Raw genomic sequence first — 12,887 nt, forward strand, 5'->3', positions numbered from 1 at the left:
CTATGGTTGCTATAGAGCTTGCCGTCGTACTGCTGTTTATTTATTTAGGCGCACGTATTGGCGGTATTGGAATCGGTCTGGCTGGCGGTGCTGGTGTCATTGCCCTCTCACTGGTACTCGGTGTACCAACAAGCCAAGCTTACATCCCGGTGGATGTGATCTTAATTATTATGTCGGTAATCACTGCGATTGCTGCGATGCAAGTAGCTGGTGGTATGGACTGGCTGGTGCAAATTGCTGAAGACTTCCTTCGCAAACATCCAGAAAGAATCACCTTTTATGCTCCCATTGTAACTTTCTTGATGACACTTATGGCGGGTACGGGTCACACCGCGTTCTCAACGCTACCGGTTATCGCTGAAGTGGCGAAAGGCCAAGGGGTTCGTCCATCACGTCCACTGTCGATTGCCGTTGTTGCTTCTCAAATCGCGATCACGGCTTCTCCTATCTCTGCCGCGGTTGTTGCTTTTGCGGCAATGCTAGCGCCAATGGGGGTCGATTATCTAACACTGCTTGCTGTGTGTATTCCAACCACTTTTATCGCCTGTATGGTTGGTGCCTTTGTCGCTAACTTCATGGGCAGCGAGCTAAAAGACGACCCTGTGTACCAAGAGCGTTTAGCTCAAGGTCTTATCAAGCTAAGTGACGCGAAAGAGCGCAACATTCTGCCGACAGCAAAAACGGCGACCTACATTTTCTTAGGCGCGATTGCGTTTGTGGTCTGCTACGCAGCGGCGATTTCTGGCTCTATCGGCCTGATTGAAGATCCTGCGCTTGGCCGTAACGAGGCAATCATGACCGTAATGTTGGCAGCAGCGGCAGCGATCACGCTCGTGACCAAAATCGATGCATCTAAAATTCCGTCTGCGGCTACGTTCCGCTCAGGTATGACGGCGTGTGTCTGCGTACTTGGCGTAGCATGGCTTGGCTCAACGTTTGTGAACGCGCACGTTGACGGCATTAAAGAGCTAGCGGGCGCGCTACTGGAAGACTACCCATGGATGCTAGCGATGGTTCTGTTCTTTGCCTCAATGCTGCTTTACTCACAAGGTGCAACAACCGTTGCTCTAATGCCAGCAGCGCTAGCAATTGGTGTAGCGCCACTAACAGCGGTTGCTTCATTTGCTGCAGTCAGTGCTCTGTTTGTGCTGCCAACCTACCCAACCCTGCTTGCTGCGGTTGAAATGGATGACACTGGCTCAACACGCATCGGCAGCTATGTGTTCAACCACCCGTTCTTTATTCCGGGTGTGACCACTATCGCAACAGCCGTTGCGCTTGGTTTTGCATTTGGCGGTCTACTGATCGGCTAATCGCCAGCAAATGGATTGCAAAAAGAATTGAGAGCTGCGTTGTATCGCGGCTCTTTTTTTATCTTCGATGAAACATTTCTCGCTATCTTCCTGTCTTAACATCATATAACCTCATTATATTGTTAAACCTTGGTTGCATAGCGTTCATGACTCGACTACTTTCTCAATTTTTGCTGCTTTCCCTAACCACATTGGCGTTGCCTAGCTGGGCTCTATTTGGAGACAGCAACAACGGTAATGCCTTTGCCCCTAGTGGCACGAATACCTTTGTTCCCGTTGATCAAGCATTTCCAATGAACGCCTATCAGCAGGGCGATCGAGTCTATATTGACTGGCAAGTCAAACCTGACTATTACCTCTATCAAGATCGATTAAACTTCAGTGGTGAAAATGTCTCCCTGGGTAATATTGAGCTGCAACAAGGTGAACCGTACACTGATGAGTTTTTTGGGGATGTGACGATTTACACTCAGCCGCTGTTTGTTGAAGTGCCATTAAGCCAATATCAAGCCGGCGCGAAACTAATTGTGCAATATCAAGGCTGCGCCAAAGCAGGGTTTTGCTACCCACCAGAAACGCGCGTTATCGACATTACGCCATTTAGCTTTAATGCCGTTTCCGATACCGCTACTGACGCCCAACCGGCAGCGACAACTGCCGCAGACAACAGCAAACCTGCTACGGCACCACAGTCAACAACGACTGGCACAGCGCCCTCTAGCAGCAATAACGACTTAACCGACAAACTCGCGCAAAACTGGTGGACGCCGGCACTATTTTTACTGCTCGGTATTGGCCTCGCTTTCACGCCTTGTGTATTACCAATGTATCCGATCCTTACTAGTATCGTACTGGGCGGCGGTAAGCGCAGTCATAAACAAGCGCTGCTGTTATCTATGGTCTATGTGCAAGGCATGGCGCTTACCTACACCTTGCTTGGCCTTGTCGTGGCTTCAGCGGGGATGCAATTTCAAGCCGCGATGCAGCACCCATATGTGCTTATTGGCTTGAGTGTCCTGTTTGTAGCACTGGCACTGTCAATGTTTGGACTCTATACCATACAGCTACCAAGCAGCGTACAAACTTGGCTCAATAACCTCAGCAATCAACAAAAAGGTGGCAACCTGTTAGGCGTATTTGCCATGGGGGCGATATCTGGCCTAGTGTGCTCGCCTTGTACGACAGCTCCATTATCCGGCGCCCTGCTGTACGTGGCACAAAGTGGCGACTTGCTGACTGGCGGTGTAGCGCTGTATGCGTTGGCGCTTGGTATGGGTATCCCATTGATTGCCGCTGCGGTCTTTGGCAACAAGCTACTACCAAAAGCGGGAAATTGGATGGAACGAGTAAAAATCCTGTTTGGATTTGTACTACTCGCAGCGCCTATTTTCTTACTTGAGCGTTTACTGCCAGAATTTTGGAGTAGCGTACTATGGTCTGGGTTGGGTATTGCTGCCTTTAGCTGGCTGTATCATCAAAAAAATGCACTACCATTTGGTGGCTGGAAGCAAAGCTGTGTGGGGATCATTGCGATTTTAGGTCTGTTCGCTTCAGCGCAGCCACTACTCAATCACTGGCTTGGTGCACCTGCCAGTAACGAGTCAGAGATCAGCGTTAGCTTTACTCGAGTTAATAACCTTGCCGAGCTTAATGCAGAACTAAACAAAGCCAAACTTGCCGGTAAACCAGTAATGCTCGATTTCTATGCCGATTGGTGTGTCGCGTGTAAAGAGTTCGAAAAGTACACCTTCCATGATGTCAATGTCGAACCAGTGCTGGCTAACTTTGTCTTGCTGCAAGCGGATGTCACGCGCAATCAAGTACAGGATATAGAAATGCTCAAAGCAATGGATGTGCTGGGCTTGCCGACTATTGAGTTTTGGGATGCCAATGGTACGGAGCTTCCAAGTGCGCGTTTAACCGGTTTTGTTGGCGCTGAAGATTTTCTAGAGCATTTAAACCAATACGCCCTACTCAGTGAATAACCGATAAGGTTTTGCGTCCGCGTTCAGTAAAAAGTCGATTCTGCTCAGAGTTTTGTATTGATTCATTTGTCCAAACTCGACGCAGAATCAATAATGACGTTAACACTTTTGCAAAATAATTGAGACGCTATGGAACCGAGCTATACCATCATTATTGCTGATGATCATCCACTGTTTAGGAACGCGCTGTTTCAGTCTGTTCACATGGCGATCAGTGGTGCAAACCTGCTGGAAGCGGACTCCTTGGAATCTTTGCTTAGTCTTCTTGAGAAAAGCGAAGAGCCGGATCTGATATTGCTCGACCTTAAAATGCCGGGGGCCAATGGCATGTCCGGTCTTATCCATCTGCGTGCTGATTATCCTGATATTCCTATTGTGGTTATTTCCGCCAGTGAAGAGCCAAGTATCGTGTCACAGGTCAAGATGCATGGTGCGTTTGGTTTTATTCCAAAATCCAGTGATATGCGCGCCCTTATTGGCGCCCTAAACAAAGTGCTTGAAGGCGAAGCTTATTTCCCCGCAGAACTACTCATTGATAACAGCGAAAGCAATGACCTAGCGGAGAAAATCTCAACGCTGACACCACAGCAATACAAGGTGCTCGGCATGCTCTCCGACGGCCTTCTCAATAAACAAATTGCTTATGATCTCAATGTGTCAGAAGCGACCATCAAAGCGCACATGACCGCGATATTTAGAAAGCTAGGCGTTAAAAACCGAACCCAAGCCGTGATCCTATTACAACAAATGGAATCAGAAGGTTAGCTTTAAATTCACCGACAGTTTATGCCCCAGCTGCTATTATGTAACTGGGCATGAATAGGTTTATTAAAACATTGATACCAGCCACAATACGTTAAATAATAGCGCCGCCAGTTGTTACCGCCTTGGTTATCAATATTAACAGTGAGGCTATCCGTCACTGGTTCATGTTATCCCTCTGTTTCACCAAACTCTGGGAGGTTCGCTTTGCTCAGTATTCTCGTTACTCAATTCGTCGTGCTTTGGGCTGTCATTGATCCTATTGGCTCGGTCCCCGTTTATCTTTCTCAAACCCAGCACCTTGACGTTAAACATCGTCGTATCGTCGCTCTAAAAGCGATCGCGATAGCCTTTGGTGTGTTGCTGTTTTTCCTTGTCGCCGGTCAGTTACTGCTTGAAGCGATGCAGATCCCTCTACCTGCATTCCAAGCCGCGGGCGGATTGGTTCTTCTACTTTTCGCACTGACAATGATATTTGGTGAAAGCAAACCAGAAGAAGAAACCAAACTGAGCCAAGAAGTAAGCCGAGATCAACTCGCCGATCTCGCCGTCTATCCACTGGCGATCCCATCTATTGCTTCGCCGGGTGCCATGATGGCTATTGTGCTTCTCACTGACAATCATCGACACTCTATTATGGATCAGGGACTCACAGCGCTAGTAATGCTTGCCGTGCTCCTGATCACTTTGCTACTTCTGCTCGGCGCTACCACGATTCAGAAGTGGATCGGCAATGTAGGTGCCGCCATCATCAGCCGAGTGATGGGATTGATCCTCGCTGCGGTTGCCGTGAGCAACTTATTGCAAGGTATCAAAGACTTTTATATCTAAATTTATCGATAGACGTTAGACCTTTGGCTAATTTAACATCAGATTAACATCACAGTTTTATTCCCCCTTAAACTTAAGCGCTTGTTTTTATGGCGCTTTTCTTATTCTTGCAGTCGACTAAAGTTGCACTGAGTTCTTGTCATCAGCCTGCTACCTTAATAAACGTAACAATACGTTAACGCAAACATGACAAAGGAGAAGGCCATGGCGTTCGAATCATCAGAACAAGCTCAAGCCTATTGGAAGGAAAATCTAGGAATCATGGGTTCCCTACTCGCTGTATGGTTTATTGTCTCATACGGCGCGGGAATTCTATTTGTTGACGCGCTTAATGCCATCCAGTTTGGAGGGTTCAAATTGGGCTTCTGGTTCGCACAGCAAGGATCGATATACACCTTTGTTGCGCTGATTTTCGTCTACGTCGCTCGCATGAACGCGCTCGACAAAAAGTACAATGTACAAGAAGACTAAGAGGCGCAAACAATGGATATTCAAACTTGGACGTTTATTCTGGTCGGTATCACCTTTGCGTTGTATATCGGTATCGCAATCTGGGCTCGCGCTGGTTCTACTAGTGAGTTTTATGTCGCAGGCGGCGGCGTACACCCGGTAGCAAACGGTATGGCGACCGCAGCAGACTGGATGTCGGCAGCGTCGTTTATTTCGATGGCAGGTATCATCTCATTCATCGGTTACGATGGTGCGGTATACTTAATGGGTTGGACTGGCGGTTACGTACTCCTTGCACTTTGCTTAGCCCCTTATTTACGTAAGTTCGGTAAGTTCACCGTGCCAGATTTCATTGGCGATCGTTACTACTCTAAGACAGCACGTATGGTTGCGGTATTCTGTGCCATTTTTGTCTCGTTCACTTATGTGGCCGGTCAGATGCGTGGTGTAGGCGTGGTATTCTCTCGCTTCCTAGAAGTCGATATTAACCTTGGTATCGTCATCGGTATGGCCATTGTATTCTTCTACGCGGTTATGGGTGGTATGAAAGGGATTACCTACACTCAGGTAGCGCAATACTGTGTTCTTATCTTCGCTTTCCTAGTACCCGCTGTATTTACATCTCTGATGATGACAGGCTCAGTCTTCCCACAAGTTGGCTTTGGTTCTACCGTTACCGGTTCAGAAACTTACCTGCTTGATAAACTTGATGGGCTCACTGAGGAATTAGGTTTCACCGCCTATACCGATGGGTCGAAGAGTATGGTTGACGTGTTCTTTATCTGTGCAGCACTGATGGTAGGTACAGCCGGCCTTCCGCACGTAATCATTCGCTTCTTCACCGTTCCACGCGTAAAAGATGCACGCATCTCAGCAGGTTGGGCACTGGTCTTTATCTCTCTACTTTACACAACTGCTCCAGCAGTAGCTGCGTTTGCTCGCGTTAACATGATTGACACCATTAATGGTCCAGACATGAAAGGCGTTCAAGCGACAGAAGCACCAAGCTGGTATAAGAACTGGGAAAGCACAGGTCTTGTTGGCTGGGAAGATAAGAACGGCGATGGTCGTATGTTCTACTCAGGTGACGAACGTAACGAAATGAAGATCAACCGCGATATCATCGTACTGGCTTCACCGGAGCTGGCTCAACTTCCAAACTGGGTAGTGGCACTACTTGCAGCGGGTGGTTTGGCAGCGGCACTATCAACGGCAGCGGGTCTATTATTGGTTATCTCGACGGCGGTCTCCCATGACCTGCTTAAGAAAGGCTTTAAACCCGATATGACGGACAAACAGGAGCTCATGTATGCACGGATAGGCGCGGCAGCGGCGGTTATCGGTGCGGGTTACCTAGGTATTAACCCACCAGGCTTCGTGGCTCAGGTTGTTGCCTTCGCCTTCGGTCTGGCTGCTGCATCCTTCTTCCCAGCGATTATCTTGGGCATCTTCTACAAGAAGATGAACAAAGAAGGCGCTATCGCCGGTATGCTTTCAGGTATTCTGTTCACAGCGGCTTACATCATCTACTTCAAGTTTGTAAACCCTGCGGCAAATACACCGGACAACTGGCTATTTGGTATCAGCCCAGAGGGCATCGGTACACTAGGTATGTGTCTAAACTTCACAGTTTCTATTGTGGTTAACAAGTTTACGGCTGAAGTACCACAAGACGTGCAAGAAATGGTTGAGTCTATTCGCTACCCGAAAGGTGCTGGCGCGGCACACGACCACTAATATTGCCAATACTTAATATTGCCAATACTTAAATAGAAAAAGCCGCTGCATATGCAGCGGCTTTGTTTCGTGCTAGCGAAAATAAAAATTAGTCGTAACGTGCAAAACGATACTCAACATCGACAAAGCCTTGGTACATTGGTGCGCCGTCAGTAGAAGCAACCGTCTTAACTTTCACATCAGCGTCGTAAATTTCTACACTGTTATGCTTCAAGCTCTTGTGCGGTGTACGCAAAATGTACACGAGCTCATGAGATGGAGTGCTAGACAGCGTCTCCATGATTTGATTGCCTTCAGCAATGGCTTCCGCTTCTGTCGCGTATACAGCTGTGTGTACACCGCCGTTACCGTAAATGTTATCAAACTGCGCGTACGATACCGCTGGAACCATCGCGAATACTGCTGCAAGAGATAATAGTTTTTTCATAATGACACCTCATAAATAGCACCCTAAAGTGCTTAACAATCAGGTGAACGCACCACAACCTAACGCTCAACCAACTCCTTCGTTACTACGAAGACCTACCTAAAAAGAATTAAAAGCAATAAAAACAAAACCAAAAATCATAATGATTTTTATTCTAGTTAAATACCGCATTTCGTCGCATTTACTACTTCACTGATACTCAATACGACCCGACATAGGTCACATAAATTTCAAAAAAAATGTCGACTTAAGTACTAGAACCCTAAAAACCTATGGTTAACAAACACCTAAATACGCCAAATTAATTGATTTAAGTCTCAATAAAAATGTAACGATATGAAACTCGCTTTCCTTATGAATAAGAATAGTTGGAAATTCGTAAAGCGTCTGTCAAGTAAGGTAAAGATACTGTGACATTACGTAAAGACATCAGAGGCGCAGCAGTTATCACCACGAGCAATAAACATGGCAATAAAGGCACACCTCTTGAGTGCAGAAGGGTTATGATTGATTGAGAATCGCACGCAGCTTGAGCGGCTTAACAGGTTTAGCAATGAAGGCAAAGCCATTAGACTTGATGCCTTCAAGCATGGACTCGGTGCGATCAGCACTGATGATCACCCCTTTAAATGAGTCACCTACCCGCAATCTAAACTGTTGAAGCACTTCCAGTCCTGTACGACCATTATCAAGTCTGTAATCCGAGAGAATCACGTCTGGCTCCCAGCCTTGGTCTAGGTGCTTAAGACTGCCAACCAAATCAAGCGCGGTACGCACATCACAGCCCCAACGAGCCAGTAAGGTTTCCATTCCAACTAGAATATCTGGCTCATTATCGACGCAAAGCACTTTCAGATGCTTCAGTCCGGCATCACTGGTTGCTGTCACTTTCACCGGCTCCGCTGCGACTTCGCTTGCTAGGTCGAGCGTAATCGAAAATACACTGCCGCGATCTGGCCACGAGCGCATAGAGATTTGATGATTGAGCACACGGGCGATCCCTCGAGAGATTGCGAGGCCAAGCCCCAACCCTCGGTCAGCTCGCGCTTGATCAACACGGGTGAACTCATTAAAGATCTCTTTTTGCTTGTCTTCCGGAATACCAATGCCGTCATCCCATACATCGATCCGCACCCGACCATTGATACGCCTTGCACCAAGCAACACTTTGCCCTCAGGGTTGTAACGAAATGCATTGGTCAAAAAGTTCTGCAATACACGGCGCAGCAACTTAGGATCGGATTTAACGATAAGCGAGCTAGAAACCACGGAAAAATCTATCTGCTTGCCTTTCGAGATAGCACTGAACTCCGCTTGTAGCGTCTCAAATACCTCAGAGAGATGGAAGCCACGAACGTTGGTCTGCAGCTTACCTGATTCCAAGCGTGAGATATCGAGCAGATCGCCAATGAGCTCTTCCGCGGCACCAAGGGCACTTTCAATATGGCCTGATAGTTTTCGCCCTTCCTCATCCTTGCTGACTTCTGACAATGAGGAAGCAAACAAGCGAGCAGCGTTGAGTGGCTGCATCAAATCATGGCTCACCGCAGCCAAAAAGCGCATTTTCGATTGTGATTCCGACTCCGAACGACGCGTTGCCAATACCAAACGTTGGTTAAGCTGCTCAAGCTCATGTGTTCGCTCCACTACACGCTCTTCCAACCGTTCATTGGCATCACGTAACGCCGTTTCTGCCTCTCTAAACACGGTAATGTCAGTAAAACTCATCACAAAACCGCCACCAGGCATTGGGTTGCCTTGCACTTCAATCACACTGCCATCCGCTCGAACGCGCGATGAGGTATGCGGGGATCCTTGTTCAAGGTAAAAGATACGCTTTCGTACGTGTTCATTCGGGTCGCCCGGACCACATAGACCTTGTTCAGCGTTGTGACGAATCACATCCGCAATGGGTCGCCCAACTTGGATAAGTCCAGAAGGAAAGCTAAACAACTCCAAATATCGACGGTTCCAAGCCACCAGTCGCAGTTGTTTATCCACTACGGCAATGCCTTGACCAATATGCTCAATCGCTCCCTGTAGTAGGCCACGGCTAAAGTGGTAAAGCTCCGAGGCCTCATCGACAATGGTCGCCACTTCTTCCAGCTGCATATTGCGCCCCTGCAGCGCCGAAGTCAGTACCAACTTCGCGGACGATGCACCAAAGACCCCAGCGAGGACACGCTCGGTATGCCTGATAAGCTCAGCAGAGGCTTGCTGGTTCGGCAGTGGCTGATTGTCTTGCTGTTTCCAGTAATGTCTAAATGCGCTGCGCACCCGCGTGCGGCCTACAAAACGTGAGGCAAGCATTTCCAGCTCAGCCACCGTAACTCGACTTTGATACAGGCTGAGGTTTTCACTTTCAGGTAGCGGTGTACCCACAAATGACGCCGACTGCAGACGCTCGGTCAGACTAGAACGCGTCGCCAGTGAAATAACCACAAAACAAAGCGCGTTCAATACCACAGAGATCAGCATTCCCCAGTCGGAACTCGCTATACCCCAGGAAATCAGCATTTCAGGCGGGGTGATGATACGCAGTAGTAAGTTGGTACTCGCATCTCCCGCTAGAAGGCCGGTTTCACTCATCAAGGTGATTAACCAAATGGCGAAACCGACAAACAGCCCCACATAAACGCCCTTGCGATTACCTGAGCGCCAATACATACCGCCAATCAACGCTGGTGCGAACTGGGTGATCGCAGAAAAAGAGAGAAAACCAATCGCGGACAACGAGTGAATGGTATCTAGCGCCTGATAAAATAGCCAGGCACCAAACAACAGCACACAGATCAGGGCACGACGAATGATTAACAGCAGCCCAGATAGATGTCGATGAGAACGATGTGCCAGCTTGATACGGCGCAGTAGCAATGGCATCACTAGGTCATTGGACATCATGATGGCCAGAGCAATAGTCGACACAATCACCATGCCACTCGCCGCCGAAGTGCCCCCCAAAAACGCCAGCAAAGCAATGTGGTTCGCTTCAGCAAACTTGGGAATACTAATCACGAACGTATCCGGTGACGTGCCCATCAAAAGACCTTGCCCCACCCAAGCAATCGGCAATACAAATAGTCCCATCAACACAAGATAAACAGGGAATAACCAACGCGCGGTATGCAAGTCCTGGGCGCGCTCATTCTCGACCACCATGGTATGAAACTGGCGCGGCAAACAGACGATCGCCATCATAGTCAAGCTGGTGTGAATCAATAAGGTGGGTATATTAGGAGATTGATAAGTACTTGAGGCAAGCTCGGTGAGCTTGATGTCAGGGCGCTCCCAAGCGAGATAGAGTATGAAGAATCCAACCACCAAAAAAGCCACCAGCTTAACAATAGACTCAAACGCCACCGCCATCATCATGCCTCGGTGATGCTCAGTGTTATCAATATGGCGAGTACCAAATAGCATGGTGAAGATCGCCAATGCACCAACAACAAACCAAGAGATGTGCTTATCTTGATACCCGAGCTCAGACGCTAAATCAGGGGCGACGACTTCAAGCCCCATGGTGATGCCGCGAAGCTGCAATGCGATATAGGGTAAGATACCCGCGACGGCGATTAAGGTCACGACAACCGCTAAGCCTTGGGATTTACCATAGCGAGCCGCGATAAAGTCGGCAATGGAGGTGATATGCTCGCGCTTGGCAATAAGGATAAGGCGAGCGATGACGCGCCAACCTAAGGTAAAAACGATGATTGGCGCGATATAAATGGGCAAGAACGCCCAAGGGTTGCTGCTGGCCTGACCAACGGTGCCGTAAAAGGTCCAAGAGGTACAGTAAACAGCAATGGATAGGCTATAAACCCAGGGACGCCAATTGGATAACCACTTTTTTTGCCTATCCCCGTACCATGCAATAAGAAATAAGATGCCCAAATAGGCTAATGACACGGGGACGACGATCCATCCTTGCATAAGTGATATCCCTTTAAAATCGTTAACTATTATTTAAAGGGTTATCACAAATTTTCTCAAACTCCGTAACTCAATTCTGTGGCTCAGGCTGAGATTTTTTCTGGATGTCTTTCACGCCATTTTTACCTGGTTCAACTTTGATAAACAGCGCCAATACACCCATAGCCGCCATACCCCAGAACACATTCGCGCCCCAATTCTCATAACCCCAGCCACTCACAGCCATCATCAGAGCAATGAACGCACCGAGAGGGATAGCGTTATATAGCGCCTGTAATGCCACCATTTTGTTGGCTTCTGATTTCTGGATGTACTGGATCGCCGCAATATGCGCGATAGCAAACGTCACGCCATGTAAAAGCTGAATCACCACCAAGGCACCGACAGCGGTGGTTGAAGCCGTCAAACCCCAACGCACAATAACGCCCACGGAAGAAATCACAAACAGAGTACGTAGCGACCAGCCAGCAAACCATTTCTTGCTAAAAGCAAACAACATCACTTCCGATACCACACCCAAGCTCCACAGGTAACCAATGAGGCTCTCAGGGTGACCGGCTTCTTTCCAATAAATAGAGCTAAAACTGTAGTACGCGGCGTGACTGCCTTGAATCAGCGCAATCAAAACCAAAAAGCGAATGACTGACGCCTCTTTTAATAACGCGCTAAGCTTCGGTCTTGCCGCATCATCATGACTTTGCGATACCGGCATAGTCGCAGGATTACGCATCACCAGTAGCATTGAGATGACAAAGCCTGCCAAAGCCGTGTAAACAATCATGTTGGCACCGAATTGGGAAGCAAGGTAACCCACCACAGAAGAGCCTGCGATAAATGCCACCGAGCCCCAAAGGCGTGTGCGTCCATAATCAAGCATATCCCTGTTCGCATAATGATTCGCTGCCGCATCTGACAATGGAACTACAGGACCAAAGCTCAAATTGAACAGTACAGTGACTAACGCTAGCATGGCGAAACTCGGTCCTGCGGCTAGGTGAGCGGCCACAAACAGAGTACACGCCAAGGTCGCCCAGCGAAGTGCCGGCAATAGACTTTCGGCTTTGTGAATGCGCGGCGTGATAAGCAGGTTCGCCACACATCGAGTGGCAAAACCCAATCCCATTAGCAAGCCAACATCGGCAGCTGACACCCCTTGGTCTTCAAACCACAAAGCCCAAAACGGCAAATACACTCCGTAGGCAAAAAAGAAACCAAATAAATATTGGGAAACCCAAGCAAAAGGGGAAGGCGTTAACATGTCAATGATCCTTGCTACAACAGGATAGGCGGATTAAAAGTGGCGCTATTATGCAACGAGACCTTGCTCATAAAAAGGGAATTAATCGATAGCGTAAATTTCCCCCTATCCTGCGTAGCAAAGGCCTTCAGAAAGACCCCACTAACGGTGTTCGACTAAAGTCGTCTGGAGCTTGGCGACGAATTTGCCAGACT

Annotated in this window: 9 protein-coding genes; 6 read left to right on the plus strand and 3 right to left on the minus strand. The window is 48.2% G+C overall.

Annotated elements, in window-relative coordinates:
* Positions 1-2: 2 nt before the first annotated feature.
* The 6 genes from ACJB0T_RS11250 (at position 3) to ACJB0T_RS11275 (ending at position 7,078) form a co-directional block, all read left to right on the plus strand.
* Positions 3-1,313, plus strand: a complete 1,311-nt coding sequence (locus ACJB0T_RS11250) for an anaerobic C4-dicarboxylate transporter (RefSeq protein WP_479288524.1) — start codon at positions 3-5, stop codon at positions 1,311-1,313.
* A 146-nt stretch (positions 1,314-1,459) separates the two neighbouring features.
* Positions 1,460-3,298: a protein-disulfide reductase DsbD gene (locus ACJB0T_RS11255; protein ID WP_479288522.1), complete on the plus strand. Its 1,839-nt coding sequence runs from the start codon at positions 1,460-1,462 to the stop codon at positions 3,296-3,298.
* Positions 3,299-3,427: 129 nt separating this feature from the next.
* Complete coding sequence (locus tag ACJB0T_RS11260) at positions 3,428-4,063, plus strand: response regulator transcription factor (protein ID WP_479288520.1); 636 nt, start codon at positions 3,428-3,430, stop codon at positions 4,061-4,063.
* Between the two features lie 204 nt (positions 4,064-4,267).
* Positions 4,268-4,891, plus strand: coding sequence for a MarC family protein (locus tag ACJB0T_RS11265; protein ID WP_042502193.1), 624 nt, complete (start codon positions 4,268-4,270; stop codon positions 4,889-4,891).
* A 204-nt stretch (positions 4,892-5,095) separates the two neighbouring features.
* Positions 5,096-5,362: a DUF4212 domain-containing protein gene (locus tag ACJB0T_RS11270; protein WP_006075415.1), complete on the plus strand. Its 267-nt coding sequence runs from the start codon at positions 5,096-5,098 to the stop codon at positions 5,360-5,362.
* Positions 5,363-5,374: 12 nt separating this feature from the next.
* Positions 5,375-7,078 carry a sodium:solute symporter family protein gene (locus ACJB0T_RS11275; protein WP_479288517.1) on the plus strand — a complete coding sequence of 568 codons (1,704 nt, stop codon included), beginning with the start codon at positions 5,375-5,377 and terminating at the stop codon, positions 7,076-7,078.
* A gap of 88 nt (positions 7,079-7,166) precedes the next feature.
* Here the strand turns inward: ACJB0T_RS11275 and ACJB0T_RS11280 are convergent, their stop codons facing one another.
* The 3 genes from ACJB0T_RS11280 to ACJB0T_RS11290 form a co-directional block, all read right to left on the minus strand.
* Positions 7,167-7,505: a DUF3316 domain-containing protein gene (locus ACJB0T_RS11280; RefSeq protein ID WP_112462366.1), complete on the minus strand. Its 339-nt coding sequence runs from the start codon at positions 7,503-7,505 to the stop codon at positions 7,167-7,169.
* A gap of 501 nt (positions 7,506-8,006) precedes the next feature.
* Positions 8,007-11,435 carry a PAS domain-containing hybrid sensor histidine kinase/response regulator gene (locus ACJB0T_RS11285; protein ID WP_479288515.1) on the minus strand — a complete coding sequence of 1,143 codons (3,429 nt, stop codon included), beginning with the start codon at positions 11,433-11,435 and terminating at the stop codon, positions 8,007-8,009.
* Positions 11,436-11,505: 70 nt separating this feature from the next.
* Positions 11,506-12,693, minus strand: a complete 1,188-nt coding sequence (locus tag ACJB0T_RS11290) for a 3-phenylpropionate MFS transporter (protein WP_479288513.1) — start codon at positions 12,691-12,693, stop codon at positions 11,506-11,508.
* Positions 12,694-12,887 lie beyond the last annotated feature (194 nt).

Source organism: Vibrio sp. CB1-5 (assembly GCF_059412285.1).

Bases quoted from the DNA above. Each gene is read 5' to 3' on its own strand.
- ACJB0T_RS11250 (WP_479288524.1), top strand. From the start codon at position 3: ATGGTTGCTATAGAGCTTGCCGTCGTACTGCTGTTTATTTATTTAGGC.
- ACJB0T_RS11255 (WP_479288522.1), top strand. From the start codon at position 1,460: ATGACTCGACTACTTTCTCAATTTTTGCTGCTTTCCCTAACCACATTG.
- ACJB0T_RS11260 (WP_479288520.1), top strand. From the start codon at position 3,428: ATGGAACCGAGCTATACCATCATTATTGCTGATGATCATCCACTGTTT.
- ACJB0T_RS11270 (WP_006075415.1), top strand. From the start codon at position 5,096: ATGGCGTTCGAATCATCAGAACAAGCTCAAGCCTATTGGAAGGAAAAT.
- ACJB0T_RS11275 (WP_479288517.1), top strand. From the start codon at position 5,375: ATGGATATTCAAACTTGGACGTTTATTCTGGTCGGTATCACCTTTGCG.
- ACJB0T_RS11280 (WP_112462366.1), bottom strand. From the start codon at position 7,505: ATGAAAAAACTATTATCTCTTGCAGCAGTATTCGCGATGGTTCCAGCG.
- ACJB0T_RS11285 (WP_479288515.1), bottom strand. From the start codon at position 11,435: ATGCAAGGATGGATCGTCGTCCCCGTGTCATTAGCCTATTTGGGCATC.
- ACJB0T_RS11290 (WP_479288513.1), bottom strand. From the start codon at position 12,693: ATGTTAACGCCTTCCCCTTTTGCTTGGGTTTCCCAATATTTATTTGGT.